The sequence below is a fragment of the Bacillus cereus group sp. MYBK216-1 genome (assembly GCF_051916495.1).
GTDB lineage: Bacteria > Bacillota > Bacilli > Bacillales > Bacillaceae_G > Bacillus_A > Bacillus_A thuringiensis_K.
The window spans coordinates 15557-38069 of the sequence record NZ_JBQAGT010000015.1; the positions used below are offsets into that span (position 1 = coordinate 15557).

Below are 22513 nucleotides of genomic sequence, written 5' to 3' on the forward strand. Positions count from 1 at the left end.
TCGACATAAAATTAGAAAATCCTTTTTTCTTTTTCTTCCATCGCTTTTGAAAGACGCACTATATATCGTCTCAGTGGGAAACAAACTATCAATAAGAAAATAGCATTTAACAATAAAGTAGAAAGGAGACGATCTGTGAAAAAGACATACGCTGGCATATGAGTACGTCCTAACAAAGTTAAGAATCCATACACATAATACTCTAGTGCTACAACGCTAGCTAATATGATAGAAACAACAATAAATAAATTCAATTGTAGTACTTTCATCACACTATAAACTAAATAGGCTAAAATCGGATAAGCAAAAATATATATCCCGACAAGCTCTGTGTATACGGTATCAAATAAGAAGCCAAATAATAGTCCGTAATAAATCCCTTGAACCGGACTATAATACACTGTAATAAAACATAAGACGATTATAAAGAAATGCGGTGCTACTATGCTGTCTTTCCAAAACACATCCGTTGGAACAAAAGTAGCAAACATATTTTCAAATAGAAACACAAAAAGGAGCAAAAGAGGAAGAGCTGCTCTTTTTAATATCTTCATCATCTCTTCTTCTCCTCCTATTCTAATGGCGCTGAAGGTGTTGCACGTTTAGCAACCGTAATATGCTCTACGTCATTTAAATCAGCGGAAGGTTTTACATAAGCTGTTTTTGTTAAGCCATATGCATCCGGCTGAACTTCAACGATTTTTCCAATTACAAGACCTTTCGGGAAAATATCACCCAGTCCAGATGTTACAACTAGTTGATCTTTCTCTACCGGTGCATCAGAGCCAATCTTTGTGAAAAGAAGTAATTGCTTTTCTTTGTCATAACCTTCAATCAATCCAAAGATTTTCTCTTGCCCTTGTACAATAGCAGAAACGCGATTTGTTCGGCTCATAGAACTTAGTAATTCTACTGATGATGTAAACTGAGATACACTTTTCACTCTTCCAACTAACCCTTGTGAAGTTACTACCGCCATATCTTTCTTAATTCCTTGCTGTGCCCCTTTATCAATTCCAATTAAATCGTACCATTTATCTGGATTACGAGAAACAACAGTAGCTGGAATTTCAGTATACCCACTATTTAACTCTTTTTTACCAGTTAGCTCTTGTAGCTTCTTGTTATCATCTTCTAATTGTTTTACTTTCCCTGATAGACCTGCATAATTATCTAATTTTGCTTTTAATTCTTTATTCTCTTCATACGTGCGCTTTACATCCTCTACATTTTCGAAGAATCCAGCTACGTATTTCGCTGGCTTTTGGAATACACGTTCTACAACACCGACAGTATCTTTAACAAACTGCTCTGGCCATGTTAAACTGTTCCGTTCTTTCAATGAGATTCCAATCAATGCCACGAGAAGAATAATACTAACCAACAAAACAATTAATCTTTTGTTTAAGAAAAACTGTGGCACGTTCACACCCTCTTAATTTCACTGATTTTTATTTTGCAATATTATCGAGCAGCAGTTTTGAAAAGATCGATATTGTCTAATGCTTTACCTGTTCCAATTGCTACGCAATCTAATGGATCTTCTGCAACAAGAACTGGCATTTTCGTTTCTTCACTAATTACTTTATCTAAATTACGTAGTAATGCCCCGCCACCTGTTAATACGATACCGCGGTCCATAATATCAGCCGCTAATTCAGGTGGAGTTTTTTCTAACGTATTTTTAACTGATTCTACAATCGCATCTACTGTATCTTTTAATGCATCTGCAATTTCTTCTGGCTGAATTAGTACTGTTTTTGGTAAACCACTTACTAAATCACGACCGCGAATTTCCATAGGCTCGATACCTTCTGGCTCGCCTGCAGAACCAATTTCTAATTTTAATGCTTCAGCTGTTCTTTCACCGATCATTAAGTTATAGCTTTTCTTAATGTACTGAATGATTGAATCGTCCATATCATCACCAGCAACACGGACTGACTGGCTTGTTACAATACCACCTAGAGAAATAATTGCAACTTCTGTTGTACCACCACCGATATCAACAACCATACTACCAGTTGGTTCCCAAACAGGTAAGTTTGCACCAATTGCTGCTGCAAATGGCTCTTCGATAGGATAAGCATCACGAGCACCCGCTTGACGAGTCGCATCGATTACTGCACGTCTTTCTACAGCTGTAATACCAGATGGTACACATACCATTACATACGGCTTACGTGAGAAGAAACCGTTTGATTTTTGAGCTTGTTGAATGTAATATTTCATCATTGTTGCAGTTGTTTCATAATCAGCAATTACACCGTCTTTCATCGGGCGAAGTGCCACAACGTTCCCTGGTGTACGACCAATCATTTGTTTTGCATCGCTACCTACAGCAACGATTTGTTTCGTATCAGTTTGTAACGCAACTACTGAAGGTTCACGTAAAACTACACCTTTTCCTTTTACATATACAAGCGTGTTCGCAGTTCCTAAGTCTATTCCAAGATCGCGAGTAAATCCACCAAATCCAAACATATTATTTATCTTCCTTTCTTGTTTTCACGGACTCATTTTTTCTTACTTTATATTATAAAAACAGTACGTTTTTTATATCTTTATCCTTTTTGTAGATAAATTTCTACAAAAAACTCATAAATCACATTATAAAACAAAATAAGTAAAAAGCATAGTCTTAAATATGACCTTTTTCCTTTAAACTCACGAATTTATGGTCACCTATTATAATATGATCAAGCACTTCAATTCCGATAATCTGGCCGCATTCTACTAAGCGTTTTGTTACTGCAATATCTTCACGGCTCGGCGTGGGATCTCCTGAGGGATGGTTATGAAGACATATGATAGAGGCTGCTGCACGACGGAAGGCTTCTTTAAAAACTTCCCTCGGGTGTACAATTGACGTGTTTAAACTTCCAATAAAGATCGTTTGCCTATGTATAACTTGATTTTTTGTATTTAAATATAAACAAACAAAATGCTCTTGTTGTAAAAAACGCATTTCTTCCATCATGTATTTCGCACAATCTTCTGGACTTCGAATACTATATCTATTTTGATATTCTAAACGTACCATTCTTCTGCCTAGTTCAAAGGCTGCCATAAGTTGCGATGCCTTTGAAATCCCAATACCATGTATACTAATTAGCTCTTCTAATGTTGCATCTTTCAACATACGTAAGCCATCAAATTGATGTAAAATTTTATCTGATAACTTTAAAACTGTTTCTTCTTTAGAACCTGTTCTGAGTAACACTGCGAGAAGCTCTCGATTTGATAAACTTCCAGCACCTTCTAACAATAAACGCTCCCGTGGCTGTTCTTCTCTTACAACATCACGAATACCGTTCATCTCTCCACCCCTTTATTTGTTCTCTCAAAGAAAACCCCATGCAATTTTACGCATGGGTTACATCAATATCAAATTGTTTTAATTCCCGAACGAGACGTGCAATTGGTAAGCCAACTACACTATAGTAGTCCCCTTGAATATTTTGAACGAAAATAGATCCTTTACCTTGAATCCCATAACTACCGGCTTTATCAAGAGGTTCTTTCGACGCGACGTATGTATCAATTTCCTCTTCTGTTAACTCCCAAAATGTAACTTCTGTACGCTCATAAAAAGTAACCGTTTTTTCTTTTGCTATAATTGCAACACCTGTATACACTTCATGTGTTTTCCCTGATAGTAATTGCAACATCTCTTTCGCCTCATCCTCATTAGAAGGCTTACCAAGAATACGCGACTCATATGTAACAATTGTATCTGCACCTAACACAATGTGATCACTATTATTTTCTGCCACCGCTGATGCTTTTTGCAAGGCAAGCGACATTACAATATCAGAAGGCGATGAATATGCACCAATTGTTTCCTCTACTTCACTTACAACGATTTCAAATGGCACACTAGCTAACTCAAGCAATTCCTTCCTCCGAGGTGACCCTGAAGCTAAAATTATTTTTCTCATATTTTCTCCTTCCTTTCTCACATGAAGCAGAACAATTTATATTAATCGTATCAAAGGAATAGTTTGTCCACAAATGAAAGAAATATTAATTTCTCTAACTAAAATAACACTTCTTTATTGCATACGATTATATTCCTGTCATAGAGAAAGCACTTTGCTCTAAATTCAAAAGAAAAGAAAGAAGTACATGTACTTCTTTCTTACTCATTTTATTATCCTATCATTTCACTTTCTACGAAACAATTTTTTCATACGAGAGTAAACCATCAATAATAACTTGATTTAATTTCGCCAAAGATTCCTTATCCATCTTCCCATCTTTTACTGTTTGTACAGCTACCGACGTATACATATACAGTTTCTTTGCTTCTTCTTGTTTCATACTTTTCCCTTCTTTTTCAACCTTTTTCCATTCTTTTTCAATTACTTCTATATCTTTTGCGCTGCTTTTTCCACCAACTTGTACGCTAGAAGCATATTTTGCTAAATGATTGTATAATGGCTGCACTTTTGTTAAAAATGTTCCTACTTCTTTATCATCTTTCAGCAATGCTTTATCTGTTATATCCCAGTTCTTTTTTAAAACGGAGACACCATCATTTTTATACTTAGTCATTAATTGATTTATAGACTGTTCATCGCTAGCAATACCAAAAACTATTGCATACTTATCACCGCTCGGTCTCAAAGCACCAATACCCCCATTGCCTTTCCATTCTTCAAGAGCTGCCTGTCCCTTTTCTTCAGAAGAATAAAGCCCCCCTTGAACAAAAAATAATTTCATCGGATCCAATGACGTTCCTGCCTGCGCCTTTTGTTTTTCTTCTTTCGGTGCTGGTGTTTGTTCTGCCGTTCCACCCACCTTTGATTCTCCATTTCCAGTCGGCCTTGAAGCAGTTACTTCACTTCCTCCTGTCGTTCCTTGTCCAGTAAGTAAATGAAGCATCCCCATTCCAAACGCCGTACCGATAATAATTGCGGTTGCAACGATTACAATTAATGTATTACTCCACTTCTTTCTGTATTTTTCCACAGACATTGATTTCGCTTTTTGAAACGGAACAACATTTTTCGGTCGTTCACTTTCTACTACCATCCATTCAAATTCATCTTTCTTCTTTTCCTCATACTTCGCTTCTGTTCCATTCACTTTCACTGAGATCGTTCGTGATTGCTTGTCCATACACTCACACCTCACCTCTTATCGTTGTCCGCATCATATCATATTCATTTCACAAAAAAACGAGATATTTGTCAGAGGAATTCGCCAAATAACCCTATATATTTATCTTATATGTATGCATTTGACTTCATTTGTAGAACAAAAAACTAGATAGCAAAGACTATCTAGTTTTTCTCGCAAATATATTTTCGTACTTCAGAAATGAAATAAAGAGAACCTGTTATGATAAAAACATCATTTTCTGCTATCATTTCAACTTTTGTATCAATTGCCTCTTTCCAATTTTCAAAAACTAATTTTGATTCTTTCTGTGAATATGATGCAAGCTTATCAGCAGAAATAGCACGATCAAAGGCGAATGTTGTAAAAATAATTTCATCTGCAATGGTTTCTAATTGGCCTACCATGTTATGTAATTGTTTATCACCAAGGGCAGTAAATAACACTATTACATTTTTATCTTTGTAATGCGCTTCTACTGTTTTCACAAGGCTTTCGATACCTTCTGGATTATGAGCACCATCTATAATAATATCCGGGTTACTTTGTAGCTTTTCAAAGCGCCCAATCCAATATGCTAACTGTAATCCCGTTCTTATTTCCTCTTCCTCAATTAAAAATGATACATATGTTTTTACATACATTACTGCCATAAGTGCTAGCGCTGCATTTCCTACTTGATGAATGCCTTTCATTGAGATTTGCAAATCTTCAAATGTGGAAAAAGGACAAGTAAAATCAAACTGTTCTCCATCTTCGTTAGACTGTTTATGTAGCGCTGTAAAATGCTTGCCAAGTTCGTATAAGTTTGCATGGTTTTCCTTTGCAACATTTTGAATGACTTGCAAAGCTTCTTCATCTTGTACACCAGTAATTACAGGCACGCCAGACTTAATAATCCCCGCCTTTTCATATGCAATTTCTCCTAGTGTATTTCCTAAAATATGCATATGATCGTGACCGATATTCGTAATAATCGTGAGAACAGGGTGTATAACATTGGTAGAATCAAAACGTCCACCAAGCCCTGTTTCAAATAATACAACATCACAGAAATTGACTTTACCGAAATAGCAAATCGCCATAACAGTAATAATTTCAAACTCCGTTGCTTCCCCTAAATCTGTCTCGTCTAGTTTTTCAACGACTGGTTTTACCATTTTTACAAGTTCAATAATCTCTTCATCTGCAATTGGTGTTCCATTCACACTAATGCGCTCATTAAATGTTTCTATATAAGGAGAGGTAAACGTTCCTACCTTATATTTCGCGCCTTCTAACATGTAACGCATATATGTTAACGTTGAACCTTTTCCATTTGTACCAGCAAGATGAACACATTTTATATGACGCTCTGGATTTCCAAGTTCTTCTAGCATCCATCTCATTCTTTCTAATCCTGGCTTCATTCCAAATTTCAATCGGCTATGAATCCACCCTATCGCTTCTTCGTATGTATGTATCACGTATGCTTTTCCCCTTTCAAAAGACAACTTTCATAGTTCTATTATACGCAAAGAAAAGAGACTCACCAATATAGTGAGTCTCTAAAAACATTTTTACTTTTCAAGATCTGCTAGACGTTGACGAACTGCTTCGCGTTTTTCTAGGTAATCTTGCTCTTTCGCACGCTCTCCTTCAATAACCGCTGCAGGAGCTTTCGCTACGAAACCTTGGTTAGAAAGTTTCTTCTGTACACGTTCTACTTCTTTATCGAACTTCTCAAGTTCTTTCTCAAGACGAGCTCTCTCTTCATCAAGATTGATAAGATCAGCTAACGGTAAGAATAACTCTGCACCTGTTACGATTGCAGTCATCGCTTTTTCTGGCGCTTGTAAGTCCGTTTGGATTGTTAATTCGCTTGGGTTACAGAAACGCTCAATGTAAGAGCTATTTTTCGTAAGTTGAGCAAGTACAGCCTCATCTTTTGCTTTAATTTGCATTTGAACTTTTTTGCTCATTGGCGTGTTAACTTCCGCACGGATGTTACGAACAGAGCGAATGATATCAACTAGAAGATGCATTTCTGCCGCAGCTTCCGTATCTTGTAAATCTTCGCGAACTGTTGGCCACGCAGCTACTGTAATAGATTCGCCTTCATGCGGTAAATGTTGCCAAATTTTCTCTGTTACGAATGGCATGAATGGGTGTAATAGACGCATTGTTTGATCTAATACGTAAGCTAAAATAGAACGAGTTGTTTTCTTAGCTGCTTCATCTTCACCGTATAGTGGAAGTTTCGCCATTTCAATATACCAATCACAGAAATCGTCCCAAATGAAGTTGTATAATGAACGACCAGCTTCACCGAACTCATATTTATCCATGTTACGTGTTACGCTTTCGATTGTTTCGTTTAAGCGAGTTAAGATCCACTTATCTGCTACTGATTTTTCACCAGTTAAATCGATTTCTTCATACTTCATATCATCCATGTTCATTAATACGAAACGTGATGCGTTCCAAATTTTATTAATGAAGTTCCAAGTAGATTCTACTTTTTCCATGCTGAAACGTAAATCTTGACCTGGTGCACTTCCTGTTGATAAGAAGAAACGCATTGCATCTGCACCGTACTTTTCGATAACATCCATTGGGTCAATACCGTTACCAAGAGATTTACTCATCTTACGACCTTGCTCGTCACGAACTAAACCGTGAATTAATACATCTTTAAATGGACGCTCTCCTGTAAACTCTAAACCTTGGAAAATCATACGAGATACCCAGAAGAAGATGATATCATAACCCGTTACTAGTGCATCTGTTGAATAGTAACGTTTGAAATCTGCTGAATCTTCATTTGGCCAACCAAGTGTGGAGAATGGCCATAATGCTGAACTGAACCATGTATCAAGTACGTCGTTATCTTGATTCCAGTTTTCAATATCTGCTGGTGCTTCTGTACCTACGTATACTTCACCAGTTTCTTTATGGTACCAAGCTGGAATACGGTGTCCCCACCATAATTGACGAGAAATACACCAGTCATGAATATTTTCCATCCAGCGTAAGTATGTGTTTTCAAAACGCTCTGGTACGAACGTTACTTTTTCTTCTTCTTTTTGTTGAAGCGCTACTGCTTTTTCAGCAAGTGGAGCCATTTTTACGAACCATTGTGTTGATAAATAAGGCTCAACAACTGCACCGCTACGCTCACTATGACCTACTGAATGCATATGTGGCTCGATTTCTACTAATACGCCAGCTTCTTGTAAGTCTTTCACTAATTCTTTACGGCATTCGAAACGATCCATACCGTCATACTTACCAGCTTTTTCATTCATTGTCCCATCTTCGTTCATTACTAAGATGCGTGGTAAGTCATGACGGTTACCTACTTCAAAGTCATTTGGGTCATGAGCTGGTGTAATTTTTACAACGCCTGTTCCAAAGTCTTTTTCTACGTACTCATCAGCAATAATCGGAATCTCACGGCCTACGATTGGAAGTGTAACTGTTTTTCCAATTAAATGTTTGTAACGATCATCTTCTGGATGAACTGCTACTGCTGTATCACCAAGCATCGTTTCTGGACGAGTTGTCGCAAGACGAATGTGACCAGAACCATCTGTTAACGGATAGTTCATATGGTAGAATGCACCTTGAACTTCTTTATGAATTACTTCAATATCAGAAAGAGCTGTGCGTGTTGCTGGATCCCAGTTGATAATATATTCACCGCGGTAAATTAAGCCTTTTTCGTATAATTGCACGAATACTTTATTAACTGCATCTGATAAACCTTTGTCTAATGTGAAGCGTTCACGAGAATAGTCTAGTCCTAAACCAACTTTCCCCCATTGTTGACGAATGTGAGAAGCGTACTCTTCTTTCCACTCCCAAGCTTTTTCAAGGAATTTTTCACGGCCAAGATCGTAACGTGAAATACCTTCTTCACGAAGTTTTCCTTCTACTTTCGCTTGTGTTGCGATACCAGCATGGTCCATTCCTGGAAGCCATAGTACATCGTATCCTTGCATACGCTTCGTACGAGTTAAAATATCTTGAAGAGTTGTATCCCAAGCATGACCTAAGTGTAACTTACCAGTTACGTTCGGAGGTGGAATTACAATTGTATACGGTTGTTTCTTCTCGTCTCCTGTTGCTTCAAAATATTTGCCTTCAAGCCACCATTGATAAAGGCCTTCTTCAACGGACATATGATCATATTTAGTTGGTAAATTCTTTTCCGTGTTTGACATTATTTTCCCTCCTTAAAATAAAAAATGTCCCTCATCCAAAAAGGACGAGGGACATCGCGGTACCACCTTTATTTACAAACAAATTCATAATTTGCTTATACTCTTAATTTGATAACGGACAAATCCGTCTTTTCCTAATGAGAACTATTCCGTTCAGAAAAGATGCTCCAGGGCTACCTTCTAACATAACTATCTAGAGAATCTCCCAGCTAATGATTCTCCTCTCTGAAGACGTTTCTTGTTATACTCTTCCCCTTCAAGGCATTTATATGATTGTTAATTATTATATACAATAGTGTAAAAAACGAAACCTTATTCGTCAAGATAAATTTAAGACTATAGCTTTTGGAATGAAAAAAAGAAGATAAGTAGTACCCTCTACTTATCTTCTTTATCCGTTCCCTTGCTGGGCAGCTTGTAATTGCGAAAGGAAATATTCTATATTACTAACGAGCCAATGCGATTGTTGCAAACTCTTTACTCCGAGAAGTTCATTTTCCTCATTACGACGCTCTCTTCTTTTCTTATAAGACTGGATTTGCCGAATAAATTGCGATGGATACGTCATATACGCAAACATAAGTAGTTGCTCTTCTTTCGTAAAAGGGAAATTTTTTTGATACATTTGAAACCATTCAAACCGATCACTTCTTGCGATTGGATATGTGTTTAAAGACCGTGAATAAAAACCTACTATATCTTGCACAGGCGTTGCAAACTTCGATTTTTCTAAACTAATAAAATAGCCATTCCGCTCATAGTCAAATAAAAAATGATTAAGTGACACATTACCATGCACAAAAGTAATACGCGTTTTCTCTTTTTCTTTCATCGCATCGTTCCACTCATTTAATTGCTTCGTTGCAAATTCACGCGCTCTCATTACATGATGATAGTACGTACAATATTGCAATTCAAACGGGGACATATACCATTTTGATTCAGATTCTACGAGAAACTCTTCTAACATCTCACCATCATTTTCCCAACGATCGGATATAGTTGTATAATGTTTTTCTAAATCTTCTTCCGTATACGTTTCTTCCTTCACAGTTTTTTGATGCAACATTCCAAGTGTCTGAAACATTTTATGGTATTGATCATTGTCCTCACCGTTTCCTTCTGCACGTTCTAACCAAGGCATTAAATAATAATTATACGTCCCGTCACTTAAAATATAACTTCCATCCGTCGCATGATATATAGGTACATAATTTGAAAAACCTTTCTCCTTCAAATATTGAATATGATGCAGAAAGTTATTCCGCTCTAACTTTCTGCCTTCTATTTTCTTGAGTGCATATGGACCTTGATTCGTATAAATTTTCATTACATTTCCGTGCTCTTCCATATGCTGCGTATCCAATCTATATTGCCTCACGATAGGTTCATAGTGATTTCGCAACTCAATATCCATACGAATAACCCTTTCTATTCAAAACATAGCCTCTAAGAAAGGAAGTGAGTGAAAACACTCACTTCCTTATTTCGCCTTTACCCTTGAAACGGGAATATAAATAATTTGCCCCGTATTTAAAAATATATCTTCTGTTTGATTGACACGGTATAAATTTTGTACAGACGTTTCATAACGGTCTGCAATAGATTCAATTGTATCTCCTTCTTGCACGAAATACATTCTTAACTTTGTAAATTCTTCTTCCGGTTCTTTCGTAAATAGTTTTGTTAAATAAAGCGCATTTTCATCTCGCTGTGAGTACTCTTCTTCTTGTTCTTCCTGCTTTTTCGCTTTTTCTTTCTTGAAATCTTTTCGTCCGAACAGTTCAAATTGCGGCGTTGTTTCTTGCTCCTCTTCACGTTCCACAAATTCATGTTCTTCTATTTTCTCTTCTTCTAATTCCTGCTCTTTTCTTTCCTCTAATTGGAACGGTTCAAATGCGTAATCTTCCCACTCATCTGATTCCTTATATGCTGTTTCTTCTACATGCGGCGCCGGTCTATTTTCATCCTCTTGCGCTGAATCTTCTTCTAACTCAGCATACACCGTTTCTTCCTCTTCAACTTCATCCTCGCTTCTCTCTTCATCACACAAACCGGTAATAGATATATCCGCTAATAATTGTAAGCAACCATTTTCCTTTAATTCATAATCAAATTCCTCGATTGATACATATAGCTCTTCAATTACTTTCACTCGATTTCTCGGAATTGATATTTCAAGTGGAAAGGAATGAACAAGTTCATTAACCCCATCTTCTCTTGTTTCTACATAATCAATTGACTTTGCTGGCGATAGTTCTCTTAATGAATACGCGGAATCATCTTTTCGTGCAACATACTCTCCCGTTAAATCTAATTGTCCTCTCACGATTACTTCATGATCAAGCTCTTCTATCTCAACGTCTGGATCTAACGAAATTGACAAAAGTTCTTCGACTTCCTGTCCTTTTTGGAACCACACAGATTCTTTTAATGAAAATCGTAATGAATGATCTGCAGCCACTTCTTTTCCCCCTCCCAAACTATATGTCATTACAGATTTATGTGTGGAAAGCTTACTTTATGAATAAAAAAAATCGCTCCCCTTATGGAGAGCGATTTTCTCTAATACATTACGCTTTTAATTTTGACATTGCAATTTCAGCTGCTGCAATCGTCGCTTCAATATCTGCATCACTATGTGCTGTCGATAAGAATAAACCTTCGAATTGAGATGGTGGTAAGAATACACCTTGTTCTACCATTTCACGATAGTAAGCCGCAAAGAATTCTAAATTTGAAGATTTTGCTGCATCGTAATTAATAACAGGTTCATCTGTAAAGAAAATACCAATCATAGAGCCTGCACGGTTAATATGATGCGGAATGCCATGTTTTTCAGCTGCTTTACGTAATCCATCTTCTAACATTTCAGCTTTACGCTCAAATTCTACATATGATTCTGGCGTTAACTGTATTAACGTTTCATAACCTGCCGCCATTGCAAGTGGGTTACCTGATAAAGTACCAGCTTGGTAAATCGGTCCGCTTGGCGCAACTTGGCGCATAATTTCTGCTTTACCACCGTATGCTCCTACCGGTAAACCACCACCGATTACTTTACCTAAGCATGTTAAATCAGGTGTTACGCCATAATAACCTTGACCACAATTATAAGCTACTCGGAACCCTGTCATTACTTCATCAAAAATAAGCAATGCACCGTTTTGTTCTGTTACTTCACGAAGCCCTTCTAAAAATCCAGGCTGCGGTGGAACAACCCCCATATTTCCTGCTACTGGTTCTACAATTACACAAGCAATATCATCACCGAATTGTTCAAACGCGTATTTTACGCTTTCTAAATCGTTATAAGCTACTGTAATCGTATTTTTCGCTACACCTTCTGGTACACCAGGACTATCTGGTAAACCTAAAGTCGCCACACCAGAACCAGCTTTAATTAATAACGAATCACCATGACCGTGGTAACAACCAATAAATTTCAAGATTTTATTACGACCTGTATAACCACGAGCTAAACGTAGTGCACTCATTGTTGCTTCCGTTCCAGAGTTAACCATACGCACAATCTCAATTGATGGCACACGCTCAATAACAAGTTTTGCTAATTTATTTTCAATTTCTGTTGGTGCACCGAAGCTTGTACCTCTTTCAGCGACAGATTTTAACGCTTCTACAACACGATCATTTGCATGACCATGAATTAAAGGACCCCATGATAATACGTAGTCGATGTATTCATTCCCATCGATATCATATACTTTAGAACCTTTTCCACGCTCCATAAACAACGGATTCATCCCAACAGACTTAAAGGCACGAACCGGGCTATTTACGCCACCAGGCATTAAGTCTTGCGCCTCTTCAAACGCTGCAATTGACTTATCAAACTTTTTCATTATTTAGTGCCTCCTTCTTGTAACCATCTTGCTGCATCTTTTGCATGATACGTAATAATTAAATCTGCCCCTGCACGTTTCATACTAATTAATTTTTCAAGAACAACTTCTTTTTCATTAATCCAACCATTTTGCGCTGCCGCTTTAATCATCGAATATTCACCACTTACATTATAAGCGACAACTGGTAAATTAAAGTTATTTTTCACATCACGAACGATATCTAAGTAAGAAAGAGCTGGTTTTACGATTAAGAAATCTGCACCTTCCATTACATCTGATTCTGCTTCACGGAATGCTTCCATACGGTTTGCCGGATCCATTTGATATGTTTTACGGTCACCAAATTGTGGTGCACCATGCGCAGCATCACGGAATGGTCCATAAAATGCTGATGAATATTTCACAGCGTACGACATAACTGGCACGTGTTCAAAACCATTTTCGTCTAATGCTTGGCGAATTGCTGTTACGAAGCCGTCCATCATGTTTGATGGCGCAATAATGTCCGCTCCTGCTTTCGCTTGACTTACAGCTGTTTTCGCAAGAACCGCAAGAGACTCGTCATTTAAAATAATACCATCTTCAATTACACCGCAATGACCATGGCTTGTAAATTGACATAAACATGTGTCTGCAACTACTACTAGCTCAGGGAAATCACCTTTAATTTGCTGAATAGCACGTTGTACAATTCCATGATCACAATATGCTGATGATCCAACTTCATCCTTTTCAGCAGGTAAACCAAATACAATAACAGAACGAATACCTAAATCAACAACTTCTTGCATTTCAGCTTGCAATAAATCTAAAGACATTTGATATACGCCTGGCATAGAAGGAACTTCATTACGAACATTTTCACCTTCTAATACAAAAATAGGGTAAATAAAATCTTCCGTATGTAAAAACGTTTCACGCACAAGCGCACGCATGCCCCCGCTTTGTCTTAAACGACGATGACGATTAAATTGTAAAGAGTTCATAGATTTCTATCCCCATTCTTTCATTTTATAGATTCACAAACATATTGTAGTAATGCTTCTACAGTATACTCTTTCGGCACAATAACAGACGGAAAATAAAGACTTGCCTCTTTTTCCGTAATAGGTCCTATACAAGCAATTGTACATTTTTTTGTCCATTCTCTCCAGTTTGTACCCTCAAGTAAACGAACAAAACTAGTAACAGTTGAAGGGCTCGTAAATGTAATAATGTCTACTTTCCCTAACTTCAATGCCGCTATAAGCTCTTGCTTTTTTTCTATATTCACTTTCGTACCGTATACGATTAGCTCATCTAGAGAAACACCAATTTCCCGAAGTGCAACCGGAATTACCTCTCTTGCTAAATTCCCTTTCGGAAATAAAATACGTTCGTTTCCACTTAATTCTTTTAGAAACTCTTCTGCAAATGCTTCTGCAACAAATGAAGTCGGAACAAAATGAACTTGATAGCCCCTTTTTTCTAACTCTAATTTTGTTTTCACACCTACTGCAGCGATTTTAATGGTTAGTGGTAGTTTCTTTTTTAAACTATCTAGAAAAAAAGCTACACCATTTCTGCTCGTAAAAATAACCCAGTCGTATGAATGTAGCTGCTCTTTGATATGTTGAATTTGCCTATGAGACATACCTTCCATACGCAAAAGCGGAATTTCCAATGGAATTCCGCTCTTTTCTTTCACTGCTACACTCATTTGTTTCGCTTGATGCTGGGCACGTGTAATCAATACCGTTTTTCCAGCGAGAGCGTTCATATTTATTGTTGCTCCTTATTTGCAGCAAGAATGAGTTCTTTGGCGCCTCGCTTAATTAAACGGTCTGCGGCCTCTAATCCTACTTCCTCAGGATTAGTACCCACTACTGTCTCTTTTAATAAAACAGAGCCATCCATAGAGCCGACAAGAGCTGTTAATTCGATTGCATCATTTTTTGTAAGGGTTGCATATCCAGCGATTGGAACTTGGCATCCACCTTCAAGTTTATGAAGAAATACTCGCTCCGCTGCCACTGTTCTTTCTGTTATCGCATCATTAATATGCGCTAACAGCTGCAATAAATCCTTATCGTCCTCACGACATTCAATCGCTAATGCACCTTGTCCTACAGCAGGTACACATAACGTTTCATCTAAATGTTCTGTAATAACTTCATCATCCCAGCCCATTCTTTGTAATCCAGCTGTCGCTAAAATAATCGCATCGTAATCCTCTTCTTTTAATTTACGTAAACGTGTATCGATATTTCCGCGAATCCACTTCACTTGTAAATCTGGTCTCGCAGCGAGTAGCTGTGCACTACGTCTTAAACTACTCGTACCTAAAATAGCACCTTCCGCTAACTCTTTAAACGATGCTCCATTTTTTGAGATAAAAGCATCACGAGGGTCAACACGCTTTGGTGTACAGCCAATCATCAATCCTTCTGGAAGTACGGCTGGCATATCTTTCATACTATGTACAGCCATATCGATTTCTTTCGTAAGTAACGCATGCTCAATTTCTTTAACGAACAAACCTTTTCCGCCTACTTTTGAAAGAGTAACATCTAAAATCACATCACCTTTAGTGACAATTTCTTTCACTTCAAATTCATATGGTAAACCAAGTGCTTTTAACTGATCAATAAACCAGTTTGTTTGTGTTAATGCTAGCTTACTCTTTCGTGACCCTACAATAATTTTGCGCATAATTCTCTCTCCTCATTATAAATACCAAAAGTGGAAATTAGATAAACTACTTAATAAAAAAATGTTAACTAGCATTACGAGAAAGGCCCCTACATTCCACAGTACAATTTTCTTCCCTTGCAACACATCTGCCGCTCTTAAATACAAGCCCGCACAGTATACAAATAGAACGACAAACGAACCAATTACTTTCGTATCATACCAATGAAAATTATCTAATTTTGTATATCCCCATATACATCCTAATAAAATTGCTAGTAAGAAAAATGGAACAGAAAATAAATTTAATCCGTAAGACGTAGATTCAAGCTTCGGTAAATTCCCTAACCTTCTTAATCTCGCATTCCACTTTTTCTTTTTTAATAGGCGATATTGCAGTAAATACATAATAGAAAAAATAAACGATACCGTAAACGTTGCATAAGAAATAATCGCCATTCCAACATGCACGTATACAAGTTCTGAAACTAATTGCTCTGCAAGTACTGGCGACATCTTTCCGAGCGGTGTAAAAATAGAAAAAGCGCTTACGCCAAATGCAACAACATTTGTAAAGAAGACTAAAAAGTCAACGCGCATAAATCGATTTATGACTAATGACATCGTAATCAATAACCAAACATAAAAATAAATCCCTGATAATAAAGTTAAAATGGGGTTCGTTTCTGAATCTGTCGCCCTAAGCAACATAAAAATAGACTGCAATACCCATACAATCGAAAGTAACCAAAAAGCAAATCGGTTCGCCTTTCGGTTACTTTGGAAATAATCTATAAAATATAAACTAATGCTACAAGCATATAAAATAATTGCAATATGATAAATAATACTGTTATTTAAAAAACTCATCCGATCATCCTTCCAAATTATAAAGATGGAACGGATGGTGTCCACACTCTTTTATGTTCTACTTCTTCCGCACGACTCTCTACTTCTTCCGTTTCTAAATCGAAAATCTTCGCAAATAACGCTAATTTTTCGCTCGCTCCCTCTTCAGCAGCTATTTCTTTCGCTACTAAAATTGGGTCTTTTAATAATTGATTAATAATACTTTTCGTATGCTTACTAATAACTTTTTTCTCACGATCACTAAGGTTTGGTATTTTTCGCTCTAGGCTTACCATCGTTTCACTTTGGATTGCAAGTGCCTTATCACGAAGAGCTGATATTAATGGAACAACACCAAGTGTACTTAACCACGTTTTAAATAGAACAATTTCCTCTTCAATCATAAATTGAATTTTCTCCGCTTCTTTCAAACGCTCAGCACGGTTTGCCTCCACTACTCCTTGCAGATCATCAATGTCATACAAGAAAGAACCTTCTAACTCATCAATCGCTGGATCAATATCACGTGGTACTGCAATATCAACCATAAATAAAGGACGACCAGAGCGCATTTTCTCCACCTTTGTCATCATCTCTTTCGTAATGACATACTCAGATGCACCAGTTGAACTAATTAAAATATCTGCTTCTAATAATGCACATTGTAATTCGCTTAACGATTTTGCATGTCCCATATATTTCTCAGCCATTACTTCTGCTTTCGAAAGCGTCCTATTCATAACTGTTACTTTACGAGCACCACTTCCATATAAGTTTTGCAGTGCAAGTTCGCCCATTTTACCAGCACCAAGAATAAGCACATGACAATCTGTTAACTCGCCAAATATTTTCTTTCCAAGCTCAACAGCAGCATAACTAACAGACATCGCACTTTCCCCGATTGTTGTTTCTGAGTGGGCACGTTTTGCTAATGTAATGACTTGCTTAAACAATTCATTAAAAATTGTGCCTGTTGCTTTAACTTGTTGCGCTTCTAAAAAGCTATCTTTTATTTGACCTAAAATCTGCGTTTCTCCGACTACCATTGAATCTAAACCGCACGTTACGCGGAATAAATGATCTATTGCACCATCTTGTTCAAAAATAGTTAAATATGGCGCAACTTCTTCTATTTCAAGCTGAAACCAATCAGCTAAAAACTTCTTAATATAATACCGTCCCGTGTGTAATTGATCGACAACAGCATAAATCTCAGTGCGATTACAAGTTGATACAATGACATTCTCTAACACGCTCTTTTGATTTTGTAATGTAGTCATCGCTCGCTCTAGTTCTGCTGCCTGAAATGTGAGTTTCTCACGAAATTCTACAGGGGCTGTTCGATAATTTACACTAACAACAAGAATATGCACGCAGCATGTCCCCCTTCACCCGTTTTATCACTTTATCTACTATCATAATACAACTTTCCTCTTATGAATCTGACAATCGTGTGAACAACCGATTATTTTTTAATTATTCTCCGTATGTAATAAAGGAGATTCAGTAACACTAATAAAAAAACTTCTACTTTATAATGATTATAAATTAATAACTCTATTTGTACGTTACCAAAAAAAGCCCTCATAATCAAGTGATGGAAACTATTCCATATAAATTATAACATCATCTTCCCTATCTTCTTTCATCATGAAGGAAAATATGTATGATTGTTCCAAAATGTAACAAAGACTTTCTCAATACAATGTATTTGACATTGTATTTCTTTTTCGTTATATTAGTTTTACAAAATTAAATTGTGCACAATTTAATTAGAAGGGAGTTATTTATGACAGAAAACTCTTTGCATCTAGATAACCAACTTTGTTTTTCTATTTACGCCTGCTCTAGAGAGGTTACTCGTTTTTATCGACCTTATTTAGAAGAAATGGGTATTACGTATCCCCAGTACATTACTTTACTCGTACTATGGGAGCAAGATGGACTAACAGTAAAAGAAATTGGAGAACGTCTATTTTTAGATTCTGGTACGTTAACACCTATGTTAAAACGAATGGAATCATTAAAACTTGTAAAACGTGTTCGTTCCAAAGAAGACGAGCGAAAAGTTTGTATTGAATTAACAGAACAAGGCAAAGATTTAAAGGAAAAGGCTTGTTCATTACCGACAACGATGGCTACAAACTTAGGAATTACAGAGCAAGAATATCTCTCTTTATTAATTCAACTAAATAAACTAATTGACACAATGAAAACAATTAATGATGGAAAAGGGGAATAAATATGGATAAATTATATACTGCTTCAGTAACAGCAACAGGTGGAAGAAATGGGAAAGTAGTTTCAGATGATGGCATATTAAATCTTGATGTAAAAATGCCGAAAGCACTAGGTGGTGCAGGCGGAGAAGCAACAAATCCAGAACAACTATTTGCAGCTGGTTATGCAGCTTGTTTCGATAGTGCATTACAACTTGTCATTCGTACAAAACGTATGAAAGTAGAAAGTACAGAAGTAACTGCTCACGTTTCTATCGGAAAAGATACAGATGGTGGTTTCGGTCTATCTGCTGTACTTGATGTACATGTGGCTGGCGTTTCACATAGCGAAGCACAAGAACTTGTAGAAGCGGCTCACGGTGTATGTCCTTACTCGAAAGCAACACGAGGAAATATTGAAGTTACATTAAACGTACGCTAAAAAATTTAGCAAAACAAAAACGCGCGACATTCGTCACGCGTTTTTTGTTTTTGTAAATTTATGAATTGCTTTCCACGCTTCTTCTTTTCCAAGTCCTGTTTCAGAAGAGAATAGAACAATTTCATCGCCACTTTCAACAGCAAGCGTTTCTTTTACAACTTTTAAATGCTTTTGCCATTTCCCTTTCGGAATTTTATCGGCTTTCGTCGCAATAATAATTGTTGGGATTTCATAATGCTTTAAGAAATCATACATCATCACGTCATCACTTGTTGGTTGGTGACGTAAATCAACTACTAATACAGCTGCGTCTAATTGCTCACGAGTTGTAAAGTACGTTTCAATCATTTTCCCCCATGCAGCGCGCTCCGATTTAGATACTTTTGCATATCCGTAACCTGGAACATCAACAAAGTGCATCATCTCATTGATTAAGAAAAAGTTCAGCGTTTGCGTTTTTCCTGGTTTAGAAGAAATACGCACTAACTTTTTACGATTTAAAATTTTATTAATAAAGGAAGACTTCCCCACATTTGAACGACCTGCTAATGCAATTTCTGGTAAATCACTGTCTGGATATTGTTCTGGTTTAACAGCACTAATTACAATATCTGCTTTTGTTACTTTCATTGTTTCACTCCTACTAATGCGTGCTCCAATACTTCATCTAAATGAGATGCAAGCACAAACGTAAGGTTTTCTTTTACGCTCTCTGGAATATCATCTAAATCTTTCTCGTTTTCTGCTGGCAAAATAATTTTTGTTAAGCCTGCGCGGTGAGCACTTAATGTTTTTTCTTTTAAACCACCAATTGGTAATACACGACCACGAAGTGTAATTTCACCTGTCATACCCACTTCTTTACTTACAGGAATACCTGTTAGCGCAGAAATAAGTGCCGTTGCCATCGTAATACCTGCTGACGGTCCGTCTTTTGGAACTGCTCCTTCTGGAACGTGAATATGAATATCATTTTTCTCATGGAAATTCGGATCAATCTGAAGCTCTTCTGCACGAGAACGTATATAACTAAACGCAGCTTGTGCTGATTCTTTCATAACATCCCCAAGTTTCCCTGTTAAAATTAGTTTCCCTTTTCCTGGCGCTACAGAAACTTCAATGGCAAGTGTATCGCCGCCTGCTGCTGTGTAAGCTAGACCTGTTGCCATACCAACTTGGTCTGTTTTTTCAGCTTGCCCATAACGGAATATGTGTTTACCAAGTAAATCAACAATCTTTTTCTCTGTCACAACGATACGTTTACGTTCTGCTGTAACGATAATCTTCGCTACTTTACGGCAAACTTTTGCAATTTGGCGCTCTAGCGTACGAACACCAGCCTCACGTGTATAATAACGAATAATCTCAAGCAGCGCTTCATCACGCACTTGTAAATTACCTTTTCGTAAGCCATGTTCTTTTAATTGTTTCGGCAATAAATGCTCACGAGCAATGTGTACTTTTTCAAGTTCTGTATAGCCAGCAATCGAAATGATTTCCATACGGTCAAGTAATGGACCTGGAATACTTGAAAGTGTATTAGCAGTTGCTACAAACATAACTTTTGATAGATCATATGGTTCTTCAATGTAATGATCACTGAAGTTATGGTTTTGTTCTGGATCTAATACTTCAAGTAATGCCGCTGATGGATCTCCACGGAAATCGTTAGACATTTTATCAATCTCATCTAATAAGAAGACTGGATTAACTGTTTTCGCCTTTTTCATACCTTGAATAATGCGTCCTGGCATTGCTCCAACATATGTACGGCGGTGACCACGAATTTCAGATTCATCACGCACACCACCAAGAGATACACGGACGAAGTTACGATTCAATGATGTTGCAATTGAACGCGCTAACGAAGTTTTGCCGACCCCAGGAGGGCCTACTAAACAAAGGATAGGTCCTTTTAATGAATTCGTTAACTTCTGTACAGCTAAATATTCAAGTACACGCTCTTTCACTTTTTCAAGACCGTAATGATCGTTATTTAAAATCTCTTCCGAATGAGCAAGGTCAATTATATCTTCTGTTGCCTCTGTCCACGGAAGCGCTAATAACCAATCAATATAATTGCGAATAACACCACTCTCCGCAGAACTTGCTGGTAACTTTTCATAACGATCTAATTCTTTCAGCGCAGCCTTCATTGTTTCTTCCGGCATTCCTGACTGTTCAATTTTCTCACGAAGTTCTTCTACTTCTCCGCCCTTGCCTTCTTTGTCGCCAAGTTCAGTTTGAATCGCCTTCATTTGCTCACGTAAGAAATATTCTTTTTGCGTGCGCTCCATGGAACGTTTCACTTTTTGCCCAATTTTCTTTTCTAGGCTAAGTAACTCTTGTTCATCTTGAATAATTGAAATAAGTGTTTGTAATCGTTCTTTTACAGATACAATCTCTAGAATCTCTTGTTTCTGCTTCGTTTTAATTGGCAAGTGAGAGGCAATTAGATCAGCTAATCTCCCTGGTTCTTCCACATCAGCTACCGTTGCAAATGTTTCATTTGAAACTTTTTTCGAAACTTTAATATATTGTTCGAAATGCTCCAGTAACGTACGCATAAAAGCTTTCTCTTCTAAATCATCTTCTACTTCTTCAGTTACCGTTTTAATAGACACTTGTACTACATTTTCTTCTTCGATAAACTCTATTACTTCTGCTCTATGTAAACCTTCCACAAGGACACGAAGCGTACCGTTCGGCAATTTTAACATTTGCTTCACTTTCGCCACCGTACCTACACTATATATGTCATCTTCTTTCGGATCATCGATATTCATTTCTTTTTGCATTGCTAAAAAGATGATATTTTCATCCATTGCCGCCTGCTCTAGTGCTTGTATCGATTTATCACGTCCTACATCAAGATGCAAAACCATCGTTGGATATACGAGAACGCCTCTTAATGGTAGGAGGGGCACGATTCTTTCGTTCGTATTCATACTAGACATAGCACCTCCATAATAAATTAAACTCCTGTTCAACTATTTTATATTACAATACACCTAGATGCAATTGCTGAGATTCCGCGCAATTGTAAATAGCTTGTTTTTCTACCTCACGAAAAGAAAAAAGACTCCGATTAAGCATACAAACTTAAACGAAGTCTGGCAAATTTTATTATTGTTTATT

General features: G+C 37.1%; 20 protein-coding genes and 1 other annotated feature. Of the genes, 2 read left to right on the plus strand and 18 right to left on the minus strand.

The genetic code is table 11. The annotated features are described in order from the left end of the window. Positions 1-11: 11 nt before the first annotated feature. From mreD to hemA, 16 genes are all read right to left on the minus strand, one after another. A complete protein-coding gene (gene mreD / locus ACTFRH_RS27770; RefSeq protein WP_000975748.1) occupies positions 12-557 on the minus strand; it encodes a rod shape-determining protein MreD in 546 nt (181 codons plus the stop codon). A 14-nt stretch (positions 558-571) separates the two neighbouring features. Beyond that, entirely contained in the window at positions 572-1423 is an 852-nt protein-coding gene (mreC, locus tag ACTFRH_RS27775) for a rod shape-determining protein MreC (RefSeq protein WP_001135489.1), read from the minus strand. A 41-nt stretch (positions 1424-1464) separates the two neighbouring features. Continuing rightward, positions 1465-2484 (minus strand): cell shape-determining protein MreB, encoded by a 1020-nt coding sequence (gene mreB, locus ACTFRH_RS27780; RefSeq protein ID WP_000466736.1) that lies wholly within the window; start codon positions 2482-2484, stop codon positions 1465-1467. Between the two features lie 157 nt (positions 2485-2641). Further along, positions 2642-3319 carry a RadC family protein gene (gene radC / locus ACTFRH_RS27785; RefSeq protein ID WP_001013390.1) on the minus strand — a complete coding sequence of 226 codons (678 nt, stop codon included), beginning with the start codon at positions 3317-3319 and terminating at the stop codon, positions 2642-2644. 46 nt (positions 3320-3365) lie between these two features. Beyond that, positions 3366-3941, minus strand: coding sequence for a Maf family protein (locus ACTFRH_RS27790; protein WP_001226291.1), 576 nt, complete (start codon positions 3939-3941; stop codon positions 3366-3368). A 232-nt stretch (positions 3942-4173) separates the two neighbouring features. After that, on the minus strand, positions 4174-5124 hold the full coding sequence (locus tag ACTFRH_RS27795) for a hypothetical protein (protein ID WP_000361006.1): 951 nt from the start codon (positions 5122-5124) through the stop codon (positions 4174-4176). Between the two features lie 164 nt (positions 5125-5288). Next, positions 5289-6590 carry a bifunctional folylpolyglutamate synthase/dihydrofolate synthase gene (locus ACTFRH_RS27800; protein WP_000582093.1) on the minus strand — a complete coding sequence of 434 codons (1302 nt, stop codon included), beginning with the start codon at positions 6588-6590 and terminating at the stop codon, positions 5289-5291. Positions 6591-6683: 93 nt separating this feature from the next. Next, positions 6684-9329 (minus strand): valine--tRNA ligase, encoded by a 2646-nt coding sequence (locus tag ACTFRH_RS27805; RefSeq protein ID WP_000072247.1) that lies wholly within the window; start codon positions 9327-9329, stop codon positions 6684-6686. Positions 9330-9366: 37 nt separating this feature from the next. Beyond that, positions 9367-9598, minus strand: a binding site (T-box leader). A 122-nt stretch (positions 9599-9720) separates the two neighbouring features. Further along, positions 9721-10746, minus strand: coding sequence for a spore coat protein YsxE (gene ysxE / locus ACTFRH_RS27810; RefSeq protein ID WP_000350654.1), 1026 nt, complete (start codon positions 10744-10746; stop codon positions 9721-9723). Positions 10747-10812: 66 nt separating this feature from the next. Further along, positions 10813-11823, minus strand: a complete 1011-nt coding sequence (spoVID, locus tag ACTFRH_RS27815) for a stage VI sporulation protein D (protein ID WP_003302846.1) — start codon at positions 11821-11823, stop codon at positions 10813-10815. A 79-nt stretch (positions 11824-11902) separates the two neighbouring features. Continuing rightward, positions 11903-13192 (minus strand): glutamate-1-semialdehyde 2,1-aminomutase, encoded by a 1290-nt coding sequence (hemL, locus tag ACTFRH_RS27820; protein WP_000712940.1) that lies wholly within the window; start codon positions 13190-13192, stop codon positions 11903-11905. Beyond that, positions 13192-14181 carry a porphobilinogen synthase gene (hemB, locus tag ACTFRH_RS27825; RefSeq protein ID WP_001087067.1) on the minus strand — a complete coding sequence of 330 codons (990 nt, stop codon included), beginning with the start codon at positions 14179-14181 and terminating at the stop codon, positions 13192-13194. The genes hemL and hemB overlap by 1 nt, the downstream gene beginning before the upstream one ends. 20 nt (positions 14182-14201) lie before the next feature. After that, positions 14202-14954, minus strand: a complete 753-nt coding sequence (hemD, locus tag ACTFRH_RS27830) for a uroporphyrinogen-III synthase (protein WP_000992355.1) — start codon at positions 14952-14954, stop codon at positions 14202-14204. A 2-nt stretch (positions 14955-14956) separates the two neighbouring features. After that, positions 14957-15886 (minus strand): hydroxymethylbilane synthase, encoded by a 930-nt coding sequence (gene hemC / locus ACTFRH_RS27835; protein WP_001226400.1) that lies wholly within the window; start codon positions 15884-15886, stop codon positions 14957-14959. 15 nt (positions 15887-15901) lie between these two features. Beyond that, positions 15902-16735, minus strand: a complete 834-nt coding sequence (locus tag ACTFRH_RS27840) for a cytochrome c biogenesis protein (protein WP_000009002.1) — start codon at positions 16733-16735, stop codon at positions 15902-15904. A 17-nt stretch (positions 16736-16752) separates the two neighbouring features. Beyond that, entirely contained in the window at positions 16753-18087 is a 1335-nt protein-coding gene (gene hemA / locus ACTFRH_RS27845; RefSeq protein ID WP_000547868.1) for a glutamyl-tRNA reductase, read from the minus strand. Between the two features lie 416 nt (positions 18088-18503). On the opposite strand from hemA, the gene ACTFRH_RS27850 reads away from it, so the two are divergent. After that, positions 18504-18956 carry a MarR family winged helix-turn-helix transcriptional regulator gene (locus ACTFRH_RS27850; protein ID WP_000138546.1) on the plus strand — a complete coding sequence of 151 codons (453 nt, stop codon included), beginning with the start codon at positions 18504-18506 and terminating at the stop codon, positions 18954-18956. Between the two features lie 2 nt (positions 18957-18958). After that, positions 18959-19375 carry an organic hydroperoxide resistance protein gene (locus tag ACTFRH_RS27855; protein WP_000359774.1) on the plus strand — a complete coding sequence of 139 codons (417 nt, stop codon included), beginning with the start codon at positions 18959-18961 and terminating at the stop codon, positions 19373-19375. A gap of 33 nt (positions 19376-19408) precedes the next feature. On the opposite strand, the gene ysxC is transcribed toward ACTFRH_RS27855, so the two are convergent. Continuing rightward, complete coding sequence (gene ysxC / locus ACTFRH_RS27860) at positions 19409-20005, minus strand: ribosome biogenesis GTP-binding protein YsxC (protein WP_000869117.1); 597 nt, start codon at positions 20003-20005, stop codon at positions 19409-19411. Beyond that, positions 20002-22332 carry an endopeptidase La gene (gene lon / locus ACTFRH_RS27865; RefSeq protein ID WP_000097285.1) on the minus strand — a complete coding sequence of 777 codons (2331 nt, stop codon included), beginning with the start codon at positions 22330-22332 and terminating at the stop codon, positions 20002-20004. Before lon ends, ysxC begins: the two co-directional genes overlap by 4 nt. Positions 22333-22513: the final 181 nt, after the last annotated feature.

What these genes read in the sequence shown, in the direction of transcription:
- radC (WP_001013390.1), bottom strand. Translation starts at nt 3,319, where the DNA reads ATGAACGGTATTCGTGATGTTGTAAGAGAAGAACAGCCACGGGAGCGT.
- spoVID (WP_003302846.1), bottom strand. Translation starts at nt 11,823, where the DNA reads ATGACATATAGTTTGGGAGGGGGAAAAGAAGTGGCTGCAGATCATTCA.
- ysxE (WP_000350654.1), bottom strand. Translation starts at nt 10,746, where the DNA reads ATGGATATTGAGTTGCGAAATCACTATGAACCTATCGTGAGGCAATAT.
- mreB (WP_000466736.1), bottom strand. Translation starts at nt 2,484, where the DNA reads ATGTTTGGATTTGGTGGATTTACTCGCGATCTTGGAATAGACTTAGGA.
- ACTFRH_RS27790 (WP_001226291.1), bottom strand. Translation starts at nt 3,941, where the DNA reads ATGAGAAAAATAATTTTAGCTTCAGGGTCACCTCGGAGGAAGGAATTG.
- hemC (WP_001226400.1), bottom strand. Translation starts at nt 15,886, where the DNA reads ATGCGCAAAATTATTGTAGGGTCACGAAAGAGTAAGCTAGCATTAACA.
- hemD (WP_000992355.1), bottom strand. Translation starts at nt 14,954, where the DNA reads ATGAACGCTCTCGCTGGAAAAACGGTATTGATTACACGTGCCCAGCAT.
- ACTFRH_RS27840 (WP_000009002.1), bottom strand. Translation starts at nt 16,735, where the DNA reads ATGAGTTTTTTAAATAACAGTATTATTTATCATATTGCAATTATTTTA.
- mreD (WP_000975748.1), bottom strand. Translation starts at nt 557, where the DNA reads ATGATGAAGATATTAAAAAGAGCAGCTCTTCCTCTTTTGCTCCTTTTT.
- hemB (WP_001087067.1), bottom strand. Translation starts at nt 14,181, where the DNA reads ATGAACTCTTTACAATTTAATCGTCATCGTCGTTTAAGACAAAGCGGG.
- ysxC (WP_000869117.1), bottom strand. Translation starts at nt 20,005, where the DNA reads ATGAAAGTAACAAAAGCAGATATTGTAATTAGTGCTGTTAAACCAGAA.
- ACTFRH_RS27855 (WP_000359774.1), top strand. Translation starts at nt 18,959, where the DNA reads ATGGATAAATTATATACTGCTTCAGTAACAGCAACAGGTGGAAGAAAT.
- ACTFRH_RS27850 (WP_000138546.1), top strand. Translation starts at nt 18,504, where the DNA reads ATGACAGAAAACTCTTTGCATCTAGATAACCAACTTTGTTTTTCTATT.
- ACTFRH_RS27795 (WP_000361006.1), bottom strand. Translation starts at nt 5,124, where the DNA reads ATGGACAAGCAATCACGAACGATCTCAGTGAAAGTGAATGGAACAGAA.
- lon (WP_000097285.1), bottom strand. Translation starts at nt 22,332, where the DNA reads ATGTCTAGTATGAATACGAACGAAAGAATCGTGCCCCTCCTACCATTA.
- ACTFRH_RS27805 (WP_000072247.1), bottom strand. Translation starts at nt 9,329, where the DNA reads ATGTCAAACACGGAAAAGAATTTACCAACTAAATATGATCATATGTCC.
- hemL (WP_000712940.1), bottom strand. Translation starts at nt 13,192, where the DNA reads ATGAAAAAGTTTGATAAGTCAATTGCAGCGTTTGAAGAGGCGCAAGAC.